This window comes from Comamonas sp. NyZ500 (assembly GCF_016772095.1).
Taxonomy (GTDB): Bacteria; Pseudomonadota; Gammaproteobacteria; order Burkholderiales; family Burkholderiaceae_C; genus Comamonas; species Comamonas thiooxydans.
Window position 1 is genome coordinate 27,051 of record NZ_JAEIJE010000001.1, and the last position, 25,011, is coordinate 52,061.

At 60.5% G+C, this 25,011-nt stretch carries 25 protein-coding genes, 1 tRNA gene and 1 other RNA gene; 14 read left to right on the forward strand and 13 right to left on the reverse strand.

Features of this window, described 5'->3' with window-relative positions:
• The first annotated feature begins 47 nt into the window (after positions 1-47).
• The 5 genes from tolB to JAO85_RS00150 all read left to right on the forward strand — a co-directional run bounded on the left by tolB (position 48) and on the right by JAO85_RS00150 (position 3,719).
• Positions 48-1,367: a Tol-Pal system beta propeller repeat protein TolB gene (gene tolB, locus JAO85_RS00130; protein ID WP_034361226.1), complete on the forward strand. Its 1,320-nt coding sequence runs from the start codon at positions 48-50 to the stop codon at positions 1,365-1,367.
• Positions 1,368-1,434: 67 nt separating this feature from the next.
• Complete coding sequence (gene pal, locus JAO85_RS00135; protein WP_003061517.1) at positions 1,435-1,962, forward strand: peptidoglycan-associated lipoprotein Pal; 528 nt, start codon at positions 1,435-1,437, stop codon at positions 1,960-1,962.
• Positions 1,962-2,723 (forward strand): tol-pal system protein YbgF, encoded by a 762-nt coding sequence (ybgF, locus tag JAO85_RS00140; RefSeq protein ID WP_202787201.1) that lies wholly within the window; start codon positions 1,962-1,964, stop codon positions 2,721-2,723. Before pal ends, ybgF begins: the two co-directional genes overlap by 1 nt.
• Positions 2,723-3,547 carry a ThiF family adenylyltransferase gene (locus JAO85_RS00145; RefSeq protein WP_039051128.1) on the forward strand — a complete coding sequence of 275 codons (825 nt, stop codon included), beginning with the start codon at positions 2,723-2,725 and terminating at the stop codon, positions 3,545-3,547. Before ybgF ends, JAO85_RS00145 begins: the two co-directional genes overlap by 1 nt.
• Positions 3,548-3,643: 96 nt before the next feature.
• Positions 3,644-3,719: transfer RNA gene (locus JAO85_RS00150), tRNA-Lys, on the forward strand.
• A gap of 459 nt (positions 3,720-4,178) precedes the next feature.
• Here the strand turns inward: JAO85_RS00150 and JAO85_RS00155 are convergent.
• From JAO85_RS00155 to JAO85_RS00165, 3 genes are all read right to left on the reverse strand, one after another.
• Positions 4,179-4,364 carry a hypothetical protein gene (locus JAO85_RS00155; RefSeq protein ID WP_003070780.1) on the reverse strand — a complete coding sequence of 62 codons (186 nt, stop codon included), beginning with the start codon at positions 4,362-4,364 and terminating at the stop codon, positions 4,179-4,181.
• 550 nt (positions 4,365-4,914) lie between these two features.
• Entirely contained in the window at positions 4,915-5,313 is a 399-nt protein-coding gene (locus JAO85_RS00160; protein WP_202787202.1) for a cytochrome c family protein, read from the reverse strand.
• Positions 5,310-5,879 carry a ferritin-like domain-containing protein gene (locus tag JAO85_RS00165; RefSeq protein ID WP_012837780.1) on the reverse strand — a complete coding sequence of 190 codons (570 nt, stop codon included), beginning with the start codon at positions 5,877-5,879 and terminating at the stop codon, positions 5,310-5,312. Before JAO85_RS00165 ends, JAO85_RS00160 begins: the two co-directional genes overlap by 4 nt.
• Before the next feature lie 190 nt (positions 5,880-6,069).
• Here JAO85_RS00165 and JAO85_RS00170 point away from each other — a divergent pair, with 190 nt between their 5' ends.
• Both JAO85_RS00170 and JAO85_RS00175 read left to right on the forward strand, forming a co-directional pair.
• Positions 6,070-6,765 carry an RNA polymerase sigma factor gene (locus JAO85_RS00170; protein WP_202787203.1) on the forward strand — a complete coding sequence of 232 codons (696 nt, stop codon included), beginning with the start codon at positions 6,070-6,072 and terminating at the stop codon, positions 6,763-6,765.
• 422 nt (positions 6,766-7,187) lie between these two features.
• The gene (locus JAO85_RS00175; RefSeq protein WP_202787204.1) at positions 7,188-8,423 is read left to right on the forward strand and encodes an EAL domain-containing protein; all 1,236 of its coding nucleotides are present in this window, start codon (positions 7,188-7,190) and stop codon (positions 8,421-8,423) included.
• A 384-nt stretch (positions 8,424-8,807) separates the two neighbouring features.
• Here JAO85_RS00175 and JAO85_RS00180 read toward each other — a convergent pair whose 3' ends face one another.
• Positions 8,808-8,990, reverse strand: a complete 183-nt coding sequence (locus tag JAO85_RS00180; protein WP_202787205.1) for a hypothetical protein — start codon at positions 8,988-8,990, stop codon at positions 8,808-8,810.
• A 228-nt stretch (positions 8,991-9,218) separates the two neighbouring features.
• Between JAO85_RS00180 and JAO85_RS00185 the strand changes: the two genes are divergently transcribed.
• A complete protein-coding gene (locus tag JAO85_RS00185) occupies positions 9,219-10,319 on the forward strand; it encodes an HlyD family efflux transporter periplasmic adaptor subunit (RefSeq protein WP_237734643.1) in 1,101 nt (366 codons plus the stop codon).
• A 174-nt stretch (positions 10,320-10,493) separates the two neighbouring features.
• On the opposite strand, the gene JAO85_RS00190 is transcribed toward JAO85_RS00185, so the two are convergent.
• Both JAO85_RS00190 and JAO85_RS00195 read right to left on the reverse strand, forming a co-directional pair.
• Positions 10,494-11,081, reverse strand: a complete 588-nt coding sequence (locus JAO85_RS00190) for an NAD(P)H-dependent oxidoreductase (RefSeq protein ID WP_039048402.1) — start codon at positions 11,079-11,081, stop codon at positions 10,494-10,496.
• A 75-nt stretch (positions 11,082-11,156) separates the two neighbouring features.
• Positions 11,157-11,537, reverse strand: a complete 381-nt coding sequence (locus JAO85_RS00195; protein WP_039048403.1) for a MerR family transcriptional regulator — start codon at positions 11,535-11,537, stop codon at positions 11,157-11,159.
• Positions 11,538-12,280: 743 nt separating this feature from the next.
• Between JAO85_RS00195 and rimO the strand changes: the two genes are divergently transcribed.
• Positions 12,281-13,687 (forward strand): 30S ribosomal protein S12 methylthiotransferase RimO, encoded by a 1,407-nt coding sequence (rimO, locus tag JAO85_RS00200; RefSeq protein ID WP_003066187.1) that lies wholly within the window; start codon positions 12,281-12,283, stop codon positions 13,685-13,687.
• 335 nt (positions 13,688-14,022) lie between these two features.
• Here the strand turns inward: rimO and ffs are convergent.
• An RNA gene (gene ffs, locus JAO85_RS00205) (signal recognition particle sRNA small type) lies at positions 14,023-14,118 on the reverse strand.
• Between the two features lie 103 nt (positions 14,119-14,221).
• Here ffs and dnaX point away from each other — a divergent pair.
• From dnaX to recR, 3 genes are all read left to right on the forward strand, one after another.
• A complete protein-coding gene (gene dnaX / locus JAO85_RS00210; protein WP_202787206.1) occupies positions 14,222-16,381 on the forward strand; it encodes a DNA polymerase III subunit gamma/tau in 2,160 nt (719 codons plus the stop codon).
• Between the two features lie 27 nt (positions 16,382-16,408).
• Positions 16,409-16,741, forward strand: coding sequence for a YbaB/EbfC family nucleoid-associated protein (locus tag JAO85_RS00215; RefSeq protein WP_003066189.1), 333 nt, complete (start codon positions 16,409-16,411; stop codon positions 16,739-16,741).
• Positions 16,742-16,927: 186 nt separating this feature from the next.
• On the forward strand, positions 16,928-17,518 hold the full coding sequence (recR, locus tag JAO85_RS00220; protein ID WP_012837788.1) for a recombination mediator RecR: 591 nt from the start codon (positions 16,928-16,930) through the stop codon (positions 17,516-17,518).
• Between the two features lie 131 nt (positions 17,519-17,649).
• Here recR and JAO85_RS00225 read toward each other — a convergent pair whose 3' ends face one another.
• Positions 17,650-19,182, reverse strand: a complete 1,533-nt coding sequence (locus JAO85_RS00225) for a transglycosylase SLT domain-containing protein (protein WP_054073927.1) — start codon at positions 19,180-19,182, stop codon at positions 17,650-17,652.
• Entirely contained in the window at positions 19,182-19,955 is a 774-nt protein-coding gene (gloB, locus tag JAO85_RS00230; RefSeq protein ID WP_039048405.1) for a hydroxyacylglutathione hydrolase, read from the reverse strand. The genes JAO85_RS00225 and gloB overlap by 1 nt, the downstream gene beginning before the upstream one ends.
• Before the next feature lie 19 nt (positions 19,956-19,974).
• Here gloB and JAO85_RS00235 point away from each other — a divergent pair, with 19 nt between their 5' ends.
• Positions 19,975-20,808: a class I SAM-dependent methyltransferase gene (locus JAO85_RS00235; RefSeq protein ID WP_012837791.1), complete on the forward strand. Its 834-nt coding sequence runs from the start codon at positions 19,975-19,977 to the stop codon at positions 20,806-20,808.
• A complete protein-coding gene (gene rnhA, locus JAO85_RS00240) occupies positions 20,805-21,254 on the forward strand; it encodes a ribonuclease HI (protein ID WP_003066200.1) in 450 nt (149 codons plus the stop codon). The genes JAO85_RS00235 and rnhA overlap by 4 nt, the downstream gene beginning before the upstream one ends.
• 27 nt (positions 21,255-21,281) lie before the next feature.
• Here the strand turns inward: rnhA and JAO85_RS00245 are convergent, their stop codons facing one another.
• The 4 genes from JAO85_RS00245 to moaA all read right to left on the reverse strand — a co-directional run bounded on the left by JAO85_RS00245 (position 21,282) and on the right by moaA (position 24,922).
• Positions 21,282-21,608 (reverse strand): thioredoxin family protein, encoded by a 327-nt coding sequence (locus tag JAO85_RS00245; protein ID WP_039048406.1) that lies wholly within the window; start codon positions 21,606-21,608, stop codon positions 21,282-21,284.
• Between the two features lie 53 nt (positions 21,609-21,661).
• Positions 21,662-23,035 (reverse strand): molybdopterin-binding protein, encoded by a 1,374-nt coding sequence (locus JAO85_RS00250; RefSeq protein WP_202787207.1) that lies wholly within the window; start codon positions 23,033-23,035, stop codon positions 21,662-21,664.
• A gap of 86 nt (positions 23,036-23,121) precedes the next feature.
• Positions 23,122-23,787, reverse strand: coding sequence for a molybdenum cofactor guanylyltransferase MobA (gene mobA / locus JAO85_RS00255; RefSeq protein ID WP_039048408.1), 666 nt, complete (start codon positions 23,785-23,787; stop codon positions 23,122-23,124).
• Positions 23,780-24,922, reverse strand: a complete 1,143-nt coding sequence (moaA, locus tag JAO85_RS00260; RefSeq protein ID WP_039048409.1) for a GTP 3',8-cyclase MoaA — start codon at positions 24,920-24,922, stop codon at positions 23,780-23,782. The genes mobA and moaA overlap by 8 nt, the downstream gene beginning before the upstream one ends.
• Positions 24,923-25,011 lie beyond the last annotated feature (89 nt).

Below are 25,011 nucleotides of genomic sequence, written 5' to 3' on the forward strand. Positions count from 1 at the left end.
GCGCTTGTGTTTGTACCGGGCAATTCCGGAAATTTTGATGGCTGCCAATGACTATTGACCGACTTCCATCCCTGACAACCTGGGCGGCAGGGCCGCGCGCTTCCCGCAGAGCCATGCTGGCAACGTTAGCCGCCACGCCGGCCCTTCCGGCACTGGCCCAGTTCAGGGTTGAGGTAACAGGCGTGGGCCTGACACAGTTGCCGATCGCAATTGCCCAGTTCAAGGGAGAAGGCTCGGCCCCACAGAAGATTTCCGCCATCATCCAGGCCGACCTGGAGCGCAGCGGACAGTTCCGCGGCGTGGATGCCTCGGGCCTGGCGCTTGACGAGACCTCACGCCCCGATGTGGCCCAGTGGCGTCAGAAGGGTGCCGATTCGCTGGCGACCGGCAGCATCACGCGTCTGGCGGATGGCCGCTGGGATGTGCGCTTCCGCCTTTGGGATGTGGTCAAGGGCCAGGATCTGGGTGGTCAGGGCTTCGCAGTCACCACCGGCGATCTGCGCCTCGTGGCCCACCGCATTGCCGACTACATCTATGAAAAGCTCACGGGCGAGAAAGGCATTTTCTCCACCCGCATTGCCTATGTGACCAAGGCCGGTGCCCATTACCGCCTGTGGATTGCCGATGCGGACGGCGAGAATGCCCAGTCCGCGCTGTCCAGTCCCGAGCCCATCATTTCCCCGGCCTGGGCGCCCAACGGCACGCAACTGGCCTATGTGTCCTTCGAGTCACGCAAACCCGTGGTCTATGTGCACGATGTAGCCAGCGGCCATCGTCGTCTGCTGGCCAACTTCCGCGGCTCCAACAGCGCTCCCGCCTGGTCGCCAGACGGCAGCCGTCTGGCCGTGACGCTGAGCCGCGACGGCGGCTCGCAGCTGTATCTGCTCAGCGCCCAGGGCGGTGAGCCCCGCCGTCTCATGCAAAGCAGCGGCATCGATACCGAGCCCTGCTTCTCCAGTGACGGTCGCACCATTTACTTCGTCAGCGATCGTGGCGGTGCACCTCAGGTCTATAAGGTCTCGTCCTCGGGCGGCAGCGCCGAGCGAGTGACCTTCACCGGCAACTACAACATCTCGCCCGCCATCAGCCCCGACGGCAAATGGCTGGCCTATATCTCCCGCGTAGGCGGTGGTTTCAAGCTCCAGGTCATGGATCTGGCGACAGGCACAGTGAACTCGGTCACGGACACCACGGCGGACGAAAGCCCGAGTTTTGCGCCCAATAGCCGTCTGATTGTTTACGCCACCATTCAGGGCGGCCGTGAAGCACTCATGACCACAACGCTGGACGGCAAGATCAAGGCGCGTCTGGCCGGTGCAAGTGGAGACATACGTGAGCCCGACTGGGGCCCGTTCCAAAAACACTGATCTGAAGTTTGCTTTCCCTCTTTCTTTCTAGTGATGAAGTCCGTTGTGGACTGTTCGGAGAAATCTCATGTTGACTATCAAACGTCTTTCCCTGGCTTTGGCTGTGACCGCGCTGGTCGCAGGTTGCAGCTCTGGCGTCAAGCTGGACGACAAGCCCGTTGACGGTTCGCTGTCCAGCCAGGGTGCTGGCACCAGCGGCCAGGGCCAAAGTGGCGTGTCGGGCGTGGACCTGACCGGTTCCGCCGCTTCCAAGGCAGGCCCTCAGGGTGTCAGCCGCATCGTCTACTTCGACTTTGACAGCTACTCTGTCAAGGCTGATGCACAGCCCCAGATCGAAGCCCATGCCAAGTTCATCAAGGCCAACCCCGCTGCCAAGGTGCAGCTGGAAGGCCATACCGACGAGCGCGGCGGCCGTGAATACAACCTGGCCCTGGGTCAAAAGCGCGCTGAAGCCGTGCGCCGTTCTCTGGGCCTGCTGGGCGTGAACGACGCTCAGGTTGAAGCGGTGAGCTACGGCAAGGAAAAGCCCGCTGCTGAAGGTCATAGCGAAGACGCTTACGCCCAGAACCGTCGCGTTGAAATCAACTACCGTTAATGATGAAGCAGGCCTTGTTGACTCTCCGTCACGCAATGCTGCCTCGCATGGTGGCGGCCGGCCTGCTGGCCGGCTCTGCCATCAGCGCCCATGCAGCCCTGTTTGGTGATGACGAGGCGCGCCGCGCCATCATCGAACTGCGCCAGCGCGTTGACAGCCTGCAGCAATCGCAGGAGCAGACCCGCCGCAGCCTGCTGGATCTGCAGTCGCAGATCGAGTCGCTCAAGTCGGACCAGGCCAAGCTGCGAGGTCAGAACGAGCAATTGACGCGCGACGCCGCGGAGTTGCAGCGTGGCCAGAAAGATCTGGCCAAAGGCTTTGACGAGCGGCTGCGCCAGTTCGAGCCCGTGAGCGTCACCGTGGACGGCGTGGAGTTCACTGCCGATCGCAATGAGCAGCAGGAATTCGAGCAGGCTCTGGGCATGTTCCGTTCGGGCAAGTTCCCCGAGGCCGGTCAGGCCTTCGCCGCTTTCCTGCGTCAATGGCCCAAGAGCGGCTATACGCCGTCGGTGCGCTTCTGGCTGGGCAACTCGCAGTACGCCACGCGCGACTACAAGAATGCCATCGCCAATTTCCGTTCGGTCATGACCAATGCGCCCATGCATGCTCGTGCACCCGAAGCGGCCCTGTCCATCGCCAACTGTCTGGTGGAACTCAAGGACACCAAGGCAGCTCGCAAGACCCTGGAAGAGCTGCTGCAGGCCTATCCGAACTCGGAAGCCGCAGGGATTGCCAAGTCCAAGCTGGCGACGCTCAAGTAATGGCCGAATATTCTCAGCCTCAAGCGGAAACAGCGCCCCGATCCGGCGCTGTTTTTTCTATGGAAGAAGCAGATGTGCAGCGCCGCTTTGGCGGTTTGGAGCGCCTCTACGGCGTGCAGGGGGCAGCCCGGATTCGTGCGGCCCATGTGGTGGTGGTTGGTGTGGGCGGAGTCGGTTCATGGACGGCCGAGGCTCTGGCGCGCAGCGGCGTGAGCCGCTTGACTCTGATCGATATGGACCATGTGGCCGAGTCCAATATCAATCGCCAGATCCATGCGCTGACCAGCACTGTCGGTCAGGCCAAGATCGAAGCCATGCGTGATCGCATCGCCGAGATCAATCCCGCTTGCGTGGTCAATTGCATCGATGAATTTGTCGACCCAGACAACTGGCAGCAACTCTTGCCGGCAGATGCCGATGCGGTGATAGATGCTTGTGATCAGATCAAGGCCAAGGCCGAAATGGCGGCGCATGCGCGCAAAACCAGGCAGTGCTTTATCTCCGTCGGTGCTGCAGGTGGCAAGCGCATGGCCCACTTGGTGGACATTGCAGACCTGAGTGCGACAACCCATGATCCGCTTCTATCGCAGCTGCGCTACCGGCTGCGCAAGCAGCATGGCGCTCCCAAGGATGGCAAGCGCATGGGGGTGACTTGTGTGTTCAGCCGCGAGGCTGTCGCACCACCTGATGCATCTTGCTCAATCGAGGGCGGTGATGGCAGTCTCAACTGCCACGGCTATGGCTCGGTCGTGGCTGTGACAGCTACCTTTGGTCAGTGCGCAGCAGGCTGGGTACTTGATCAGTTGGCTCGCAAACCAAGCTAATCCAACTAATTCAAGAATTAGGCAAAGAGCCGGAAAAAATAGATTACAATAACGTCATTCCACTGATTAGGCAACTACTGCTTTTGATGTGTGGCAGGGTCTTTAGCTCAGTCGGTAGAGCAGCGGACTTTTAATCCGTTGGTCGCGAGTTCGAATCTCGCAGGACCCACCAGAATGCATAAGCCGCTACAGCTGTTAAAGCTGTAGCGGCTTTTATGTTTTATTCCCTTGGTGGAGCATTCATCGCTCCAAGGAATTGCGGTTTGCTCTCCTGAGCGTTCATGGACACGGGCGGCCCTTGCTCTGTCGGCCTACGGTTCGGATAGCGCTCCGTATCGATTTCTGTGCCGGGTTATCAATCAACAGAAACGACTCTTGCGAGGCTGAGTGGCCTCTGCAGCCAGGTTTTGTGCTTCACCAAAGGCTTTGTCCGTCGGAGTGGCGAACCTGCTTTCCGCTGGGCAGGCAGCGGCTCAGCAGATCGGTCAGTTTAGGTGATGGTGGAGCCAGGCCTTGTCTTCTGGCGGGCCAGCGGTGCTGGCGCTGGTCGCCGTGTGCTTGTCGAAAAAGCAGAACCCCGCTCAGTTCAACAGTGGCGGGGTTCGTCAGGAGATCGGAGACCGAGCTGCTGTTATGGGGTTTTGCTTCTTCCCCGGTAGTTCAGGTCAGTGGCCGAGTAGTTCTCACGCTTGCGCCAGTCCATTTGAATCGGGCCGGCGTGGTTGGCAGGATAGGTGATGCGCTCTTTTTCGCGATTGAGTTCCCACTGCTTTGCATCCACGATGCGATGGACTGTGGACTCTTTGGATTTGCTCATGGGGAAGGCGGCCTTCAATCAAGTTTCTGAACCTAAAGAAGACGGTACAGCTGCCGGGATGGCGAGTCCAGTGAATTCGCCTGATGAATGACGGATCGCCTGGATTGCGTTGGAATCACGACTACTAGGCGGTATTTTTAGGGTGGATGCGGATAGTTGCTGCTTGGAGGATGGGGCTGTGTTCCCGTCAAGGCGTCAGCCTTGAAGCGGCCTGAGCCCTGTGTGGCCGCTCAAACGCTGCAAACAGAGCTCTCGTCGGGCATATTGGCCCCTGGAATGAGAAAAGTCCGCTCTGGAAGACGGGCAGGGTGATGGATTCCAGGTGAGCGATGCCTTCGACTGTGACTGCTAGACCCAAATACATGCAGCCGGCGATTTGTCGTTCACATCCTACCTTGACGCGTATTCCGGGGGGGCCGACTCCTCGCGCCGGAGGCGAGGCATGGTGTTGCATCGGCCGATTGAATCCACCGCCTGAAGCGGTCAGCCTGAGCATTTTCTTGGTGAACTGTTTCAGGCCGATTGCGACGCGCAGCTAGGGTATATGCGTTCAATGCGGGAGTGCTCGAAGTGAATGACACTCTCGTGAACCATTAGCTTGCTTGAGGTAGGCAATCAAGTCGCTACGCTCCTTGGAGTCAGGGATTCCAGCGTACGTCATTGTCGTGCCTGGTAGCACCTTCATGGGCTGGGTCAGGAAACGATCGAGTGTTTTTTCGTCCCAGATAAAGCCGGAATTCTTCATCGCATCCGAGTAAGCAAAGCCGGGAACCGTGCCAGCACGCCGTCCCAACAGGCCGCAATGATGCGGTCCCACTCGGTCGTATGCCAGCGCATGGCAGGCCGCACAGCGAGCGTATATCTGCTCGCCAGGAAGTTTGTCAGGTGCTGCATGCACTGTCGCAGCGAACGACAGCATGCCAAGCAGCAGCCACCGTTCGGTGTTCATGATACGAATGCCGTGGGGACCGGTGCTTCGCCTACTGCCTGGCGCAGTACTGCCCAGTGCATGGCTTCATCACCCAGAATGCTGGCCGCAGCCTTGGATAGTTCTCGATTGCCGAACAAGGGAACGGCTCCCAGATAAGCACTGACGGCCCCTTGCTCCAGTCGTGCCGCAAAGCGCAGCACATCCTCCTGTGATTTCAGCTGATTTGCTGGGAAGTTGTAAGCAGTCTTGGGGACTACCGGCTTGCCACCCAGTTTTTCAACCGTCTTGGCAAGTAGTTCAGCATGCGCTTTGTGATGGCCCTGGAAGGTCAGGGCCAGATCCAGCACCGAGTGTTGCAGCAGTTTGCTTTCGGCTCCCAACTGATAAGCAGCGATGGCCTCCAGCTCTGCACTCAGGGCGGTGTTCAGGATTTGAGTGTCCTGGGCTTTTCCATCGCCGGTTTTGGCGGCTAGCGCTTCACGGCCGGCTAGTAGCGCAACAGCGGCACCTGAAAGCATCAGCCCGGATTGGCCAAGAAAGAGGCGGCGCGCCTCCTGTGGATGAGCGATATGCAAAAACGACATGATGCACTCCTTCGTAGGTGACGAGGCCAGCTTTGGGAGACCGAAAATCCGGTGGCCAGGGCAAGCACTCATCCATTGGATGGATCGGAGCGTCACCACGTTCCGCCCCTGTTGGCAGCAGGGCCGAGAATCAGATCGACACGGGAACGCTGGACGCGGATACACCATCCAATGGTCAAAGGAGGCGTACATGCCGCACACTCAACCTTCGAACCACAGCCCTGCGGTTGCTGATGCTTCGGATCTGGAGCTCGCTTTCAGAGCCGCAGCTGGCGATGAGGTGGCTTTCGAGGCCATCATGCGACGCCACAATCGCTTGTTGTTCCGCACCGCACGAGCCATATTGAAAAGTGACACGGATGCCGAAGATGTCGTGCAGCAGGCCTATTTGCAGGCTTGGCAGGCATTGGGGAATTTCAGGGCGGATGCCAAGTTGTCGACATGGCTGGTACGCATTGTCGTCAACGAAGCACTTGGACAGATCAGACGTCGTCAGTTGAAGATCGTGCCGCTGGAGTCCGCGATGGTATCGACTCAGCAGATGGATGCCAGTTGGCAGCAAGACGATATGGACCGCAGCCCCGATCGAACCGTCATGCGTTCGGAGTTGCGTCGAATCATGGAGGCGCGCATCGACCTGCTGCCCGATGACTTCCGCAGGGTTTTCATGTTGCGCGGGGTGGAAGAGATGAGTGCGGAAGAGGTGTCGCAGATACTGGAAATTCCAGAGGCCACGGTGCGCACGCGCTTCTTCCGTGCACGAAGCATGCTTCGTGAAGGGCTTTCACAGGATCTGGATATGGCGCTCAGCGACGCCTTCAATTTCGATGGGGAGCGGTGCAATCGCATCGTGTCCTTGGTGCGGGCAAGACTACCCCAGCGTTAAGCAGGCATGCTTGGATCATTGGTTCTGATGACCATGCAGCAGATGCAGAGCGATTCGCAAGAATGGACTACCCTGGGCAAGTAGCAGATCTGCGCTTCACTAACTCTGGATATCTTCATGCCTAGACTTCCCTGAGGTGGGCTCCCTACTTTTGAGTGGAGCGAAGATTCGAGGAGGCAAAGCGGACCACAGTGGCGACTTAAGCCACGAAGCCGTCATACAGAAAAACTCCCCGCGGAAACATTCCTGGAGCAGCAGCTGGAATCCAGGTGGATGGCGAAACTGGTGGATCGATTGACATTTTCGCCACGGCCGATGCGGAGACACTTGTTGGATATCGATGATCATCGCTTCACATTGCATGCTTTTCCAGATTAAATATTGACAAAAGCCGTGTGAGTCGACTGTATGTAAGAGGGGGCATGCAGATGAACGATCTGGAGGTTGACGGGAATCGCCATCTCAATCATTTGATGAGATCAGGTGTGTGCGCAGAAGGAGTGGATCGCATACTGCGTGCGGTTCGCAAGCATCTGGGAATGGATATCGCCTTTGTCTCACACTTCGGTGCGGCCGAACGGGTGCTCAAGCATTTGGACAGTGTTTCGGGCGGGCCGCTCTATCAAGGCCAGAGCATTCCCATGCAGGAGGGATACTGCCTGAAGGTTGTTCATGGCGAGCTGCCCGAATGCATTCCGGACACAAGTCGTGTGCCGGTTGCTCAGCACATTTCTGCAACACATGCCATTCCAATTGGGTCCCATTTGAGTGTTCCCGTCCGTCTCACGGATGGGCATGTGTATGGGACGCTTTGCTGCTTCAGCTACCTCCCGAATCCAACGCTAGGGGAGCGCGACATGCAATTGCTGCGCGCATTTGCAGAGATCCTGGCAGACCGTATCGAAGAGCAGGCTGCCGAGGAGCAGGTCAAGGCACGGTTGGTCGGTGAAGTCCGATCCGCGTTGGCGCACGGTGATCCGAGGATGGTTTTCCAGCCGATCTGCAGTTTGCGTGACAAGGCCATCTGCGGCTTTGAAAGCCTTTCGCGTTTTGATGTCGAACCCAGGCATGCTCCGGATTATTGGTTCGATGTGGCAGACAAGGCCGGTTTGGGCATCGACCTGGAGTTGTGCGCTGTTTCCAAGGTGCTGCCAGCGCTGGAGCGGCTGCCCGCCAACAGCAGCGTAAGTGTCAACTGCTCGCCACAATTGCTGCTCAGCAGCAAATTCCATCAACTACTTGATGGCATTGATGATCTCTCACGTCTGGTCCTGGAGATTACAGAACATGCTGCGGTCAAGGATTACAAGGCTCTTGCCATTGGGCTGGAGCCTTACCGTCGCCGGGGCGCGAAACTGGCGGTTGACGATGCTGGTGCAGGCTATTCCAGCATGCGGCATATTCTCAATCTCGAGCCCGAGATCATCAAGCTGGATATGAGTCTTACTCACTCTATCGATACAGATGAGAAACGGCGTGCACTGGCCAGAGGCCTCATCAGCTTCGCGCACGAAATAGGAAGCCTGGTGATTGCAGAGGGCGTTGAACGGGCGGAAGAGCTGGATATGCTGAAAAGGCTTGGAGTGGATTGCGCCCAAGGGTATTTGCTTTCCAGGCCGCTTGAGATTGATGCCGCGGCGGTGTTCTCGCTTCACTAGTCGGCAGGTGTCGCTACATAGGCGGTCGCATCGTTTGAGTGCCTGGCAACCGATCTCGTCCAGCAGACGGGTGGCTTGGCTCGCTTCGTTCGCCTGCATCGAGCAGGCCTTGGCGCTTCTTGTGACTGCTTTGCAAAGGGCCTGAGCCCATATGGAGCCTCGGGTGACGGGTGATTGGTTTGTGCTTGGTCCTAGCGTAAACATCTATGTAGTGCTGTCAATCAATGCGAGCATACTGTTTGCAAATATCAATTGCACGAGGACGCTATGAAGTGGCTGCTTGTCAGTTTTGCGCTCATGGTGTTGACGCTCTGCGTCAGCTTTGTCGCGTCGGTCGCGGACGACCTGAGGCAAGGAAGCGATCAGGATTGACTACCGGGGTTTTCAGGACCCCTCATGAGGCATTTCCACACCATCGATTGCAATCGTCACGCCCATGATGTTGCGGTCGATTTCCATTGGGCGTCCAGATCCCTCAAGCTTGACGATGTCGCTGCCGCGATTGAACTGCCTGGCTTTGCTGGAGCAGTTTGATGTGCCTGGTGGGCGTTGTTGTGCGTCTTCCAATGCCTCGGAATGCCTGGCAAGCGCGCTTGCGAACGGTGTTGATCTGAAATTCACAGCTCAGGGCTGAAATCTCCAATAGCAAGCTTTGCGCCAACGGTTCCGAGAGAACTCGATGGCGCGTCTTGCAGTCTCCTGCTGGAAGCAGCCTCAGGCAGCTACACACTGCACCACAACCGACTCGCTTGACCAGTCACCACCAAGGACTCAATGCACCAATTGGGGCAAAAAATGAGTGCGGCTGCATGGTGCTTCTGGCAGAAAAAATACCTGATTTCAGTGATTGCCCTTGCAGTTCTTGCCCGTTTAAGTATTGCCGCCTTGGTCTATCACTTCTTCATCAAGGCGCTGGGCATCTTGCTGTTTCTTGTGGAGATTGTGTGGTTCATTGCCAAGCCCCTCTGCTCCGAGATTGCTGCATGGCATTTGCGCTGGCCTCAGATCGTCCGTAGTCGAAGAGCACGTTGGAGTGCCATTGGAGCCTTTGCACTTATTGCACTTTGCTGGCTGCCTCTGCCTGCCCCAATCCGCACCGAGGGTATGTTGCAATCCAGCGAAATCTGGCCTTTGCATGCGCTTGATGCATCGCAGCTGCAGCAGCAAATGTTTGGCGACGCACGCATGGTCAAGGTTGATGCCCCTGTCTTTATGCTGGACTCCCCGGCTCTCAAGGCCGCTCAGGCTCAAAACGATGCGCAGAGGGCCCAGTATTCGCAGCAAATAGCGGCAGCAGGTTTCGACTCTGAGCTGCGCAGGGACTGGCAGGTTCTGCAAGAGCGTCAGCTGCAGGCGGCCATCCAACAGCAGGCGGTGGAAACCGAAGCCAGTCGCTACCGTCTGAATGCCTCGGGCACTGGAGTTCTGCGCGACGTGGATCCGGATCTTCGACCGGGAGACTGGCTGGCCCGGAATGAATTGCTGGGTAGAGTCGTGGGCGGCGATCGGCTGGAGGTTCTTGCCTATGTGCAGGAAGAAGATATTCAACGCATCAGCATCGGCGACAGCGCAATTTTTATCGCTGACGCGGGTGTGGGGCCGGTACTGGATTTGACGGTGCGCAGCGTTGATCAGGATGCGAGTCGTACCCTCTCGGAGGCTGCGCTGTCTGCGGCAGCTGGGGGCATGATTCAGGTCCGAAGCATGCAAGGCACCCTATACCCGGAGCGTCCGGTCTACAGAGTGGTGCTGGATGTGGTGGCACCGCTTGAAACAGACGCTGTTTTGCAACACCACTGGCGTGGCAAAGTCAGCATTCGTGGCCAGTGGGAAGCGGCTGCGGCGCAGTTTGTGAAAACTGCGACGAGTGTTTTTTGGAGGGTGGCAGGTTTTTAGCTTCAATGAATGACTGCAGTGGGCGGCGATTCAACCGGTCGATGCATCCGCCCTGCAGCAGTCTGTGGCCGTATTCCTGGGTCGCGTGGGGCTTCACGGAACGAAAGTGGGGTGGCTTGCCGACCCCTGCTGTCGCAGCAAAGAGCGGTGGATGAAGGATAAGGAAGGACGCTGTCAGCGTAAGCCTGCACGAGTGCCCAGCGTGTGCACGCGCTCCATCCAGACGGCGCGCTTGGCAGCACTGGATTTGACCACAGGGCCGAAACTGTGCACATGCACGGGCCGGATCCCGCTGAATTCCAGGATGCTCTGCTTCATTTGCCGATGACCTGGTTGGCGCTGTACCCAGCGGTAGTACCAAGGAGGGGAATCCATCGTCACAAGCAGTTCAGCAGTGCGGCCGGCCAGCAGGCGGTCCCACAATGCAGAGTTGGCTCGGTATTTGAAGGCGAAACCAGGCAGGAAGATGCGATCGAGAAAGCCCTTGAGCAGCGCCGGTAGCCCGCCCCACCATATCGGATAGACCCACACCAGGTGTTGCGCCCAGGTAATGTCGAGCTGAGCGCCTTGCAGGTCGGCCTCCAGCGGCTGGCTATGCTCGTATCCGTGGCGCAGGATGGGGTCGAATTGCATTTCACCCAGCTCCAACAGTCGGACCTCGGCTCCAGCATGGCGCGCGGCATCGGCATAGGTGCTCGCCAAGGCGGCACATAGACTGTTGGTGGAGGGCTGGCCGAGGATGATGAGGATGCGACGGGACATGGTGATAGAGGCGGGCTGAGTTCGTAAGCAGCCAGCATCACCTTGTCCTTGGGGGCAGAGTCAAGCCCTACAACGTCAAATGGAGAGTGGCTCTGGTGAACGGCATGTCTTTGCACCGTCGCATGTGCTCAGCTCCATGGACAATGCTGCCAGGGCGATGTCGGCAGCTTGCAGCCGCGCCAGTTCGTCGGCAATGGCGCGTCGCCGGGTCTGGAGCAGGGTCTGGACGGCGGCAGCGCCGGAGGGAGTGTCGATGCTGCGTAGCGGCTGTAGCGCAGCCAGGCGAAAACCCAGAGACAGCGCCTGGCGGATCCACTGCACGCGCTGCACATCTTCCAGGTCGTAGTGGCGGTAGCTGCCCCGGCGTGCCACGGTGCCGAGCAAGCCGTGCGCCTCATACAGGCGTAGCGCTTTGGGCGTGCAGCCTGTGAGTGCGGCGAGTTCACCGATACGCATAGGTGACTCCCGTGCGCTTGGCAGTATGTATCTTTCTTGCTGAAAGTGCTGTTGGCTCAGGGTGCATGAATGCTTGGAGTCGTTTGAATGTGTTGAGGGAGTTGTTGACCCATGAATTTCGAGTGGTCGTGACAAGGGGTTCACGGCCATAGGCCTTGTCAGGAGCCATCGTGCGAATTTACGGCAATCCCATGGCGCGATTGCAGCAAATTTCGGCGTGGCCCTGGCACTCGACAATCGTCAGGGTTGTTGGCTTGTCCAGTGCATGTCGGAAATCCTCTGCTAACGGCTTTTCTCTAGTGAGCAATGCCTTGCTGCCGCTCCTTTATCTGCTCATATTGACTGGGCTCGCTCCAACAAGCATTGAGGGCGACTATTGGATGCCTCTTGCTAGGCAGGGCAGGGTGGTTTCAAGCTTCCATCGCATACCTTAGCCCTGGGAAGGCCTGGAGGGCGCGAGCAGCCTGGGTGCGCAGCTGGTAAAATCAGTCGATTAACCTGTTTTGGGCCGTGTCAATGCTTGTTGATGACGCGTGCTTTTAATCCGTTGGTCGCGAGCTTGAATCTCGTGGAACCAGCCAGAATACAGGCGCTACAGCTATAGAAGCGGTAGCGCCTTTTTCGTTTACCAGTTTTTCATCGTGCGTGTGGCTGACTCGAACAACAGAGTCGAGTCTGCTGATTTGGCCGTTGAAATAAAATTTCTGCTTGGCGCGTAGACGCTGCGCTGCTGGAAAAATCAAATGAAATCAATCGACTCCGTTAGCCCCACGCAAACCGCAATCCCCAAAGTGGGCTTTGTTTCGCTGGGCTGCCCCAAGGCCTTGACTGATAGCGAGCTGATTCTCACGCAGCTCAGCGCCGAGGGTTACCAGACTTCCAAGACCTTTGAAGGCGCGGATTTGGTCATCGTCAACACCTGCGGCTTCATTGACGATGCCGTCAAGGAAAGCCTGGACACCATTGGCGAAGCTCTGGCAGCCAACGGCAAGGTGATCGTGACCGGTTGCCTGGGTGCCAAGGCAGGCAAAGAGGGCGGCTCCACCATGGTGGCCGAAGTGCACCCCAGTGTGCTGGCAGTCACGGGACCCCATGCGACGCAGGAAGTGATGGATGCGGTGCACACCCACCTGCCCAAGCCGCATGACCCGTTCGTGGACCTGGTGCCTGGCAGCTTTGGCGATGCTGGCATCAAGCTCACGCCCAAGCACTATGCCTATCTGAAGATTTCCGAGGGCTGCAACCATCGCTGCACCTTTTGCATCATTCCCAGCATGCGTGGCGATCTGGTTTCGCGTCCGATCGGCGATGTGCTCAAGGAGGCCAAGGCGCTGTTCGAAGGGGGCGTGAAAGAGCTGTTGGTGATCAGCCAGGATACCTCGGCCTATGGTGTGGATGTGAAGTACCGCACCGGTTTCTGGGACGGCAAGCCCGTCAAGACCCGCATGCTGGAACTGGCCGACGAGCTGGGCAAGCTGGCGCAGCAGCACGGTGCCTGGGTGCGTCTGCACTATGTCTACCCCTATCCCACCGTGGATGCGGTCCTGCCCTTGATGGCCGAGGGCAAGATCCTGCCTTACCTGGATGTGCCCTTGCAGCACAGCCACCCCGATGTGCTCAAGCGTATGAAGCGACCCGCATCGGGCGAAAAGAACCTGGACCGTATCCGCGAGTGGCGCAAGATCTGCCCCGAGTTGGTGATTCGTTCCACCTTCATTGCCGGCTTCCCCGGCGAGACCGAGGAGGAGTTCGAGCATCTGCTGGACTTCATTCGCGAAGCCGAGATCGACCGTGCCGGCTGCTTTGCCTACAGCCCCGTCGAAGGCGCCACAGCCAACGAACTGCCAGGCATGCTGCCTGAAGAAGTACGCGAAGCACGTCGTGCGCGCTTCATGGAGGTGGCCGAGGAGGTCTCCACCAAACGTCTGCAGCGCCGCGTAGGCCAGGTCATGAAGGTGTTGGTGGACAAGGCTGTCAGCCTGGGCAAAAAGGGCGGTATGGGCCGGACCTATGCCGATGCTCCCGAGATCGACGGTGTGGTTCACATCCAGCCGCCCGAGAAGGCCAGCAAGACCTACAAGGTGGGCGAGCTGATCAGCGTGCGCATCGTGGGCACGCAGGGGCATGATCTGGTGGGCGTTCCGGTTTGAATTTTCATGGCGTCACTGTGCGGCGCCATTTCAATCCGGTAGAGACAAAAAGGCCGCGACTGCGGCCTTTTTTGCATCTGATCTCTTGGCCTCTTGGTTGCCGCTCTTGTCTGCCAATGGCCTGCGGGAGATCCTGATGCAATGAAGGGTTCAGATTCGGCTCTGATCGGGGCGGCATCGCCTCCGAGGTGGATTTGAGATCCAGGACATGACGTCAGCACGAAACACTTTTCCTGTACTTTTCCAGGGAGAAGCACTGCAGCATTTGTTGTTCATGTGAGGAATTGCCTTTCTCGGAAGACAGCCTCTTGTCTGTAAAGAGGTTTCCATCGAAAGGTGACGAGCCTGATCTCGGCACTGTATCCACAGTTAGGGCTGCTTGGTTCCCCACCTGACCCGGTTGGCTGCTTCCCCATGCGAGGAGGCCCGTCACACTCGATTATAGATGCAAAACCGACACAGCCCCGCGAGCTGTGAAATGAGATTCCAGGAGCAGGCTTGTTGGCATGTCCCGGCCCCGTAGAATCAGAGGCTATGTCTTATTTAGTGCTTGCTCGCAAATACCGGCCTCGTACCTTCACCGAAATGGTGGGGCAGGAGCACGTGGTTCAGGCTCTGACCAATGCGTTGACCCAGCAGCGCCTGCACCATGCCTATCTGTTCACGGGCACACGTGGCGTGGGCAAGACCACGGTGTCGCGCATTCTGGCCAAGTCTCTGAATTGCCAGGGCCTGGACGGTAACGGTGGAATCACCGCAACCCCTTGCGGGGTTTGTGCAGCATGCACTGAAATCGATAGCGGGCGTTTCCCCGACTACACCGAGCTGGACGCTGCGTCCAACCGGGGTGTGGATGAGGTGCAGAGCCTGCTGGAGCAGGCGGTGTACAAGCCGGTGCAGGGGCGCTTCAAGGTCTTCATGATCGACGAGGTGCACATGCTGACAAACACCGCGTTCAACGCCATGCTCAAGACGCTGGAAGAGCCTCCGGAGTATCTGAAGTTCGTGCTGGCCACAACCGATCCGCAGAAAGTGCCGGTCACTGTGCTCTCGCGCTGCCTGCAGTTCAATCTGCGTCCGATGGCGCCCGAGACAGTTCTGGAGCACCTGACCCATGTGCTGGACAAGGAAAGCGTGCCGGCAGAGCCTCAGGCGCTGCGATTGCTGTCGCGTGCTGCGCGTGGCTCCATGCGCGATGCGCTGAGCCTGACCGACCAGGCGATTGCCTTTGGCAGCGGGCAGTTGCAGGAGACGACGGTGCGCCAGATGCTGGGCAGCGTGGATCGCAGCCATGTCTTTCGCCTGATCGATGCCTTGGCGCAGGGTCACGGGCGTATGGTGGTTGAAGTCTCCGAAGAGCTGCGCCACAACGGTCTGTCTGCTGCATCGACTCTGGAAGAAATGTGCGCCGTGCTGCAGCGCATGGCCGTGTTGCAGGCCGTACCCGATATGCCGCTGGATGCCAGCGACCCGGAGGCTGCCGAAGTAGACCGACTGGCCAGTCTGATGCCGCGCGACGAGACCCAACTGCTCTACAGCATCTGCCTGCACGGCCGTGCCGAACTGGGGCTGGCCCCGGATGAGTACGCTGCGCTGACCATGGCACTGCTGCGGCTGCTGGCCTTCAAGCCGGAAAACGCCGAAGCCGGCATGGCTGAAAAAAAAACTCCGGCGCTGAGGCCTAGCCGGCCTGTTGTCCAGGCTCCGGATCCGATTCAGCAGTCTCCGGCTTCAACGCCAGCGGCGATGGAGGCGCCACCGGCCAAGGTTCAGTCCGTGCAGCCGGTGGTGGAATCCGCACTGGAGTCCGCACCGGTGCAGGAGCCTGCGTCAGTGGCCGGCATGGCCGAGCCAGAACATATTCAAGTTGTTGCCGATCGCTCGGATTCAGCAGAGTATTCCGTCGCAAGGCCGGTGATGCAGGCAGTGCCGGAGTCGACCCGCTTGCCTGCTCCTGCAGTGACGCCTGAGCCTGCTGCGGTTCGGCAGAACCTGCCTGCTGAGGGTCAGGAGGCCGTCGCCGAGGCAGACCAGAGGCCTGTCGACGATGCCTCCGAGAGTGCAGAGGGCAGCGATATGGCTGATGCTCCCGAAGAGCAGGATGCCAGCGAGGCGGCCTGGGCAGGCATGCCCGATGAGGGCTGGTCTGACGATGGGCGCTGGGGCGATGATGCCGACCTGGATATCGGACAGCCCCCGCATGCCATGCCGCCCATGGAGTCTGACGAGCCGGCGGCCCAGAGCGCAAACGGCGGCTATGTCAGCACGGCCCAGGATGCAGCCCCTGTGGAACGTACCCCCGAGGGCGATCTGTGGTTTGGCGTGGTGCAGCAGTTGCTGCAGAGCGAAGCCGTGGTGGCCGTGGCGCGGCAGCTGGCGCTGCAGTCTCAACTTCTGGGCCGCGACGGCGATCTGTGGCGGCTGCGCGTGGAGTCCAACTCGCTCAATCAGGCTGGCACACGTGATCGTCTGCGTGCTGCGCTGGAAGCGGCCGGTCATGCGCGACAATTGCAGGTTGAGCAGGGGCCGGTGACGGATAGTCCCGCCCGCCGACTGGCCCTGGAAAGAAAAGCCAGCCAGTTGCTGGCCGAGGACATTGTCAAAAGCAATCTGCAGGTGCAAACCTTGATGCGAGACTTTGGCGCGAAAATCGTGCCCGGTAGCATCAAGCCCATATCTATTCAGCCTGAATAAGGCGTTTCAACAAAAGAAGGAATTCTCATGTTCAACAAAGGACAACTCGCCGGTTTGATGAAGCAAGCTCAGGCCATGCAGGACAACCTGAAGAAGGCTCAGGAAGAGCTGGGCAATATCGAAGTCGAAGGCGAATCCGGTGCCGGTCTGGTCAAGGTCGTGATGACCTGCAAGCATGACGTCAAGCGCATCACCATCGACCCCAGTCTGCTGGCCGAAGACAAGGACATGCTGGAAGACCTGGTGGCTGCTGCCTTCAACGCGGCTGTGCGCAAGGCCGAAGAGACCTCCAACGAGAAGATGGGCAAGATCACTGCCGGTATGCCCGGCCTGCCCGGCGGGATGAAGTTCCCGTTTTAAACGGCTCCCCCTGTGCGGCGAAGCCGCTTCCCCCTGAGGGGGACGGCAGCCTCGCTGCGCGGCGGCGCTTGCTTGCTGCCTCTGGCTTGGGGCATGCCAGCGTTGAGTGCAGTGTGCGAAATCCTGCATTCAAATATCAGGCGATCTCCGGGTCGCCTTTTTTCTGGTGACTGAAAGGACAAGCCTGTGTCTGATGTGCAATCTCTGGACACCTTGATCGAGGCCTTGCGCCGACTGCCGGGTGTGGGCATCAAGTCGGCGCAGCGTATGGCGTTTCATTTGCTGCAGCGTGATCAGGCTGGTGCGCTGCAGCTGGCGCGGGCGCTGGACTCGGCGGTGAACTCTGTTCATCACTGCGAGCGCTGCCATACGTTTACCGAAGGCGCCATCTGCAGCATCTGTGATGACGCCGGGCGAGACGGGGCTCGGCTGTGCGTGGTCGAGGCTCCGGCCGATCTGGCTGCGATGGAGCGCACGGGGGCCTATCAGGGCTATTACTATGTGCTGATGGGGCGGCTGTCCCCGCTCGACGGGGTGGGCCCCAAGGAAATCGGCATGAAGCAGTTGCTGGAGCGTGCCTGTGATGGCGTGGTGCAGGAGGTGATTCTGGCCACCAGCTTCACGGCAGAGGGCGAGGCCACGGCCCATGCTGTCAGCGAGGCGCTCAAGTCGCGTGGCATTCTGGTCACGCGGCTGGCGCGTGGCGTGCCGATAGGCAGCGAACTTGAATATGTGGATCTCGGCACGATTGCCCATGCGCTGGTGGACAGGCGCTGAAAATATCGCTTGAATTGGCTGCCAGCGCTTTTATATCAGGCGTGTGCTGCTATTGATTTCTTTGAATGAGCAGAGATAAAAAAAGCCCGCCGGTTTTTACGAACAGCGGGCTTTTTGGCGGGCGGCGAAGCTTATTTGCGCTTCTTGGCTGGTGTGCCGCCACGTGCCTTGGGTTCGCTCTTGCCGCCACGGGGAGCGGGCGCGCTGCTGGTTCTGGCGTTCTTGCTGGAGGCTGCCACCTTGCTGCCACCACGGGTGTTGCGGGCTGACTCGCGTGGGCTGTCGTTGGCTTCGGCACGTGCGCTGCGGGCTGCGCGGCTGGGCAGGTAGGCAATCAGCGACTGGCCGGGGCGCAAGGATGCCGTGGACTTGAGGTCGTTCCAGTCCGCGAGGTTGGAGACGCTGATGCCATAGCGGCTGGCCACGCTGACCAGGGTATCGCGCTTGCGCGCCTTGACCGTGGTGCGCACGGTCACGATTTCGGGGGCGAAGGAGATCTGGCCGTTGTCGGCCACATGGCCGGGCACATCGGTCTTGACATTGGCATCGCGCGGCACCATCAGAGCCGATCCGGCCTTGATCAGCATGCGCGGCGGGATGTTGTTGATGGCGCGCAGGTCGGCTTCGCCCAGGCCTGCACGCTGGGCGGCTTCGGCCACGGTGATGGTGGTGGGCACGGTCCATACCGTCCAGCTGGCAAACTGGCCTTCGCTATAGGCCTGCAGATTGCGGCGGAAAACCTTGGCGTTGTCCCAGGGCAGCAGCACCTGTGGTGTGGCGCGTGCAAAGATCACCGGTTTGTGAAAGCTGGGGTTGAGCGCCTTGAAGTCCTTGACGCTCACATCGGCCAGCTTGGCCACCAGCTCAACGTCAATGTCGTGCGGGAGATCCACGGCCTGGAAATAGGGGTGGTTCTCGATGATGGGAAGCTCGGTGTTGAACTTCTCGGGTTCGGCCACGATGTTCTTGACGGCTTGCAGCTTGGGCACGTAGTTGCGGGTTTCGGCCGGCATCTGCAGGTCGAGGTAGCCGGCGGGCTGGCCCAGCTTTTCGTTGCGCTTGATGGCGCGGCCCACGCTGCCTTCTCCCCAGTTATAGGCGGCCAGGGCCAGATGCCAGTCGCCGAACATGTTGTAGAGCTTTTGCAGATAGTCAAGCGCGGCGCGGGTCGAGGCCAGCACGTCGCGGCGATCATCGCGGAAGACATTCTGCTTGAGGTCGAAATAGGTGCCCGTGGCCGGCATGAACTGCCACATGCCGGCCGCCTTGGCGCTGGAGACGGCCTGAGGGTTGAAGGCGCTCTCGATGAAGGGCAACAGCGCCAGCTCTGTCGGCATGTTGCGGCGCTCCAGTTCCTCGACGATGTGGAACAGGTATTTGCTCGATCGCTCCGTCATGCGCTGGATGTAGTCGGGGCGCGTGGCATACCACTGTTCTTGGTTCTGGACCAGGTCCTGCTCAAGATTGGGCATGGCAAAGCCCTTGCGGATGCGAACCCAGAGATCGCCCGTGGCTTCAAGCTCAGCGACTTCGGAGCTGCCGACTTTGCCCTGGCCCAGGGGTTTGAGCGGGCCATTAGGATACATGGGGTCGACGCTGCTGGTGGTTGCGCAGCCGGTCAATATCAGTGCGCTTGTCAGCAGCAGGGTGGATAGCAGCTTCATCAGAAAACGTTTTTCCATTGGCGCAGGGTGGCCAGCACGCTGGCGGGCTCCTCGGGCCTGGTTTGAGGATCATGGTGCATGGCGGCTGCGATCACATCGGCAGCGCGGCTTCGCATGAACGGGTTGACGGCCAGCTCGGTCTGCAATGTGGAGGGCAGCGTGGGCTGCCCGTTCTTGCGCAGTTGCTGGCAATATTCCAGATACTGAGCCAGTTCCGGGTTGTTTGGTTCCACGGCCTGCGCAAATCGCAGGTTGGAAATTGTGTACTCATGTGCGCAGCACACCAGCGTGTTGCCGGGCAGGGCGGCCAGTGCGTCCAGCGAAGCCTGCATCTGCGCTGCCGTGCCTTCGAAAAGGCGACCGCAGCCGCCCGAGAACAGCGTGTCGCCGCAGAACAGCAGGGGCTGGTCTTGTGCCAGGGTGCTGAAGAAGGCGATATGGCCGCTGGTATGCCCCGGCACATCGATGACCTGCCAGGGGCCGCCCAGCAGCTCCACGTGGTCGCCCCCCCGCACGCGCGTCACGGGCTCGGGCAGGGTCTCGTAGGCGGGGCCCCAGACCGCAGCACCCGTGGCCGCGCGAATGGCGTCCACGCCGCCCACATGGTCGGCATGATGGTGGGTGACTAAAATGCCCTGCAGTTTCAGACCTCGCTGTGCCAAGGTGGCCAGCACAGGCTCGGCCTGACCTGGATCGACGACCACGGCATGTTCTGCATCGTGGAGCATCCAGATGTAGTTGTCGGAAAAAGCGGGAATGGGCAACAGGTTCATGAGCTGCAAAATTATAGAGATGCATCACTGGACGGATTCAGCCCTCGGGCACTATCTCCTGGAATGGGAGCAGCAGCGCTTTGACGAGGCGGTGGCCGATATCTTTGGCTACCACGCCTTGCAGCTGGGCTTGCCGCAGCTGCAAGGCCTGCGCGGCAATCGCATGCCTCATCGCTGGCTGGCGCTGGAGGGCCTCGATCCCGTTCCGGATGCAAAAGCAGGCACTGTAGCGCAAGCGAAGGCGACCGCAGTGTCGCCGCCGCTGCCGCCCGCTGATGAAGCACAGAATTTTGCTCCGCTGATGCCGGCGCTCAGAACCGCCCCGGAAGCCCTGCCTTTTGCCGAGGCCAGCCTCGACCTGCTGCTGATGCCGCATACGCTGGAGGCTTGCAACGATCCGCATGCCGCGCTGCGCGAGGCTGCGCGTGTGCTGGTGCCGGAAGGCAGACTGGTGATCAGCGGGCTGAACCCCTCGAGCCTGCTGGGCTTGCAGCGCCGGGTGGAGCGCAGTGCGGGCTATTTGCCGGACCTGAGCCTGGGTGTGGGCTACTGGCGTTTGCGCGATTGGCTGCGATTGCTGAGCTTCGAGATCGAAGCAGTGCAATTTGGCTGTTATCGTCCTGCCACTCAAAGTGAAAAGTGGCTGAGCCGCTGGCAGTTCATGGAAGGCCTGGGCCACCGCTGCTGGCCGGTGATGGGAGGCGTCTATTGCGTGGTGGCCGTCAAGCGTGTGCAGGGCATGCGGCTGATGAGCCCGAGCTGGCGCAAGAGCAGCGTGCCGGCCGGCATGAAGGCGCCCGTGACCCAGAGGCAGCCGCCGGACATGTCCTGGCGTAACAAGGAAGAAAATTGAATCAAGTTGTGATCTATACCGATGGTGCCTGCAAGGGCAATCCCGGCCCTGGCGGCTGGGGCGCATTGCTGCAGGCCGGATCGGCGCAGAAAGAACTCTTCGGTGGTGAACTGGGAACCACCAATAACCGCATGGAACTCAAGGCCGTGATCGAGGCGCTGTCCGCGCTCAAGCGTCCCTGCGATGTGGTGTTGTATCTGGACAGCCAGTACGTGCGCAAAGGCATTACCGAGTGGATACAGGGTTGGAAGGCCAAGGGCTGGGTTACCGCTTCCAAGGAACCCGTCAAGAATGTCGAACTCTGGAAGCAGCTGGACGCGCTGGTGCAGGGCAGCGGCCACCGCATCGACTGGCGCTGGGTCAAGGGCCATGCCGGAGACCCTGGCAATGAGCGCGCCGATGCGCTGGCCAACAAGGGTGTGGAGCTGGCACTCAAGAAGGGCTGAGCCAGGAGCCGGGGCAGATGCGCTGGCTCAGTTCGTGATTTGTGCCAGCGCTTCTTGGATCTGTTGCTCGGATTCGGGGCGCACGATGCGCGCCACTTCCTTGCCGTCACGCAGAAAAATCAGCGTGGGCCAGAGCTTGACGCGATAGCTGCGGCCCAGCGGCCGGCCGGGACCGTCTTCCACCTTGATGTGCGCTACTTCTGGCTGGGTAGCCAGCGCAGCCTGCAACAGCGGCTGGGCGCGCTGGCAGTGGCCGCACCAGGGGGTGCCGAATTCCAGCAAATTCGCGCCCTTGAGCGCATCGATGGCCTGCCTTGTGGGTTCTGTGGCCCAGTGGGTGGCTTGGTATGGCATGCAATATTTCCCAGAATGGATCGAGGGTCGAAGACCAGGCAGAAAGCCCGTTTTCAGATCAGCCCCTGCAGCAGCAGGACGTTGACGGATTCTCCGGGCAGGACGTCGCCGCGCGCATCGTTCAGCACGATGATGCAGTCGGCGGCGACCATGGAGCTGAGCACGCCCGAGCCTTGCGGTCCCGTGGTGCGCACGGCGGCCTGGCCCTTCTCATTGAGTTCGAGCACGCCGCGCAGATATTCGGTGCGGCCCGGGCGTTTGCGCAGGCGCTCGCTGCTGATCGCCTGCAGCAATGGCACGGGGGTGCTGCGTTCGCCTGCCAGCATGGCCAGGGCCGGACGCACAAACATCAGAAAGCTCACCATGGCGGCCACCGGGTTGCCGGGCAGTCCCAGCAGCACCGCCGGGCGCTGAGTGGGCGGTGGATTGCTCAGATCTTGGGAGCGGTTTGCGCTTGTCTTGATCGGGATGCCTGTTGATCTGGTCAATGAGATTCCACCGGCGGGAGCGAGCAGGCCCACCGCCAGCGGCCGACCGGGACGCATGGCCACCCGCCAGAACTGCACAGTGCCCAGGCGCTGCAGCATCGCACGGGTGTGATCGGCCTCACCGGCGCTGATGCCGCCACTGGTCAGCACCACATCGGCCAGGGTGGCTGCTTCGCGCAGGCGCTCTTCCAGTGCGGCCGATTCATCGGGCACTGCTCCCAGGTCCAGCACATGGGCTCCCAGACGGCGCAGCAGCGCCTGCAGGCTGAAGCGGTTGCTGTCGTAGATGGCTCCCTCGCGCGGCTCGGCGCCTGGGCTCAGCAGCTCGTCACCGGTGGAGAAGTAAGCCACGCTGAGGCGGCGTCGCACGCTGACCTGGCCCAGTCCCAGACTGGCCAGCAGACCCAGGGCGGCTGGTGTGAGGCGCTGGCCTGCCTGCAGTGCCACAGAGCCTTGCTCCAGGTCTTCGCCGCGCAGGCGACGATTGGCACCTGCACGCAGGGCACTGCCGTCAAACTGAATGCACTCCTCGCCAGAGCTGGCCTGCTCATGGGCGACTACGGTATCCGCACCCACCGGCATGACCGCACCCGTCATGATCTTCACGCATTCGCCCGCGCCAAGCCGGCCTTGCCAAGGCCCTCCTGCCAGAGCCGTCCCCACCACACGCAGCATCAGCGGCTGGCCGGGCCGCGCCTGCTCCAGTTCGCTGCCGGCAAAGGCATAGCCGTCCATGGCACTGTTGTCGTGGGGTGGTACGTTGACGGGGCAGATCACATCGGCTACCAGCACACGATCCAGGGCATCGGGCAGGGCGACGGCTTCCACCTCGGCGACCGCACCCAGCGGCTGCAGCAAGGCTTGCAGCTGTTGCAGTACCTGGTCAGTGGTCAGCGTCTGGGCGCTGGTGGAGGCGGCAGGTTGAAAAGTCGCAGTCATAACAGCAAAAAAATAGAAAACCTCATGACAGGATGCGGCCATGGGCTGCGTGGCACTTTACGCTTTTGGCTGGTGGTGCCGGTGACTCAGTATTGGCGTTCGGGGGCGATTTGCTCCAGATCAAGCAACTGGGCCAGCGTGTTGGCGTTGCTGAAGGCCTGTTCGTCCCCGGGGCGGTCAAATACGGCCTGGGCGCTGTGATGCTGGCTGGTCCAGGCGTCTATCTTGCGGCCACCACTGGTGATGAAGCGCTCAAGGCTGCAGGCGAGTCCGGCCCGCAACAGGCAGAACACGGGCTGGGGGCGCAGTTGCGGCGGCTGTCCCGGCTGGGCATGCTCGGTATCCCTGCCGTGAGCGATGACGATATCGGCATCGCCACGCGACGCCAGCATTCGCGCAGCCAGATCGAGGGGCAGCAGCGGCGTATCGCAGGGCACGCACAGCAGCCATGGCGTGCGGCAATGCGCGAGACCGGCCATGAAGCCCGCCAACGGGCCGGGGTAGTCGGGCAGGCTGTCGGCGCAGACCTCGGCAGCCAGTGGCAGGCCCAGCTCGGCGTAAGCTGCTGTATTGCGATTGGCATTGATGAGCAAGGGGCCGACCTGCGGAGCCAGGCGCTGCAATGCATGCAGTGCCAGTGGCAAGCCTTGAAAGCTCTGCAGGCCCTTGTCAACACCGCCCATGCGCGCACCGCGTCCTCCGGCCAGCACGCAACCGGTGATCTGCTCGGGGGTGATGCGTGAGTCAGCCACCGATATAGCTCATCTCGATGCGCCGACCTTGCCGGACTGGCGCCATATCGGGGGGCATTTCGCTGCGCATTTGCGAGTAGCGATCGTCGCGCTGTTGCCAGATGGGGGCAATGGCGGCTGCAATCTCGGCATCGCTGGCACCGGTGCGCAGCAGGCTGCGCAAGTCCCAACCCTGGCTGGCGAACAGGCACAGATAGAGCTGGCCCTCGGTGGACAGGCGTGCACGGTTGCAGTCGCCGCAGAAAGCGTGGGTCACACTGCTGATGACGCCCACCTCGCCCAGCTGCGGATCATGTCGGCCGCTGGCGTCGGCATAGCCCCAGCGCACGGCGGTCTCGCCAGGGGCGCTGGGTGCCAGCGGGATCAGCGGCAGCTCGGCGCGCAGACGGGCTATGACCTCGTCCGAAGGCAGCACCTCGTCCATGCGCCAGCCGTTGGTGGCCCCCACGTCCATGTATTCGATGAATCGCAGCGTGATTCCCGTGCCACGGAAGTAGCGGGCCATGGGCAGGATCTGGTCGTCATTGGTGCCGCGCTTGACCACCATGTTCACCTTGATGTGCGACAGGCCTGCGGTCTGTGCAGCCTCGATACCGGCCAGCACATCGGTCACGGGAAAGTCCACATCGTTCATGCGCCGGAACACGGCGTCGTCCAGTCCGTCGAGGCTGACGGTCACGCGGTTCAGGCCGGCTTCCTTCAGGGCGCGGGCCTTGCGCGCCAGCAGCGAGGCGTTGGTGGTCAGTGTCAGGTCCAGCGGCTGGCCGTCGGGCGTGCGCAGCTCGGCCAACTGGGCAATCAGGGCTTCGATGTTCTTGCGCAGCAGTGGCTCGCCGCCGGTCAGGCGCAGCTTGCGCACGCCATGGGCGACAAAAAGCCTGGCCAGGCGCGTAATTTCCTCGAAGCTCAACAGCGAGCTGTGGGGCAGATATTGGTAGTTCTTGTCAAAAACTTCCTTGGGCATGCAGTAGTTGCAGCGGAAGTTGCAGCGGTCGGTGACGCTGATGCGCAGGTCGCGCAAAGGCCGTCCCCATTGATCCTGCAGCAGCCCGGTAGGGGCCTGCAGGGGGCTGGGGACGATTGCGCTGCGGGATGCCGCACGCTCATCGACCAAGGGGATCACACGTTCTGCCATAGGCTCGATTGTGCCGCAAGAGCGAAGTCCGGGCCGGCTGCGGGCTTGTTGTGGGCTATCAAAATTGATAGCTGGTGGTGCTTGATGGT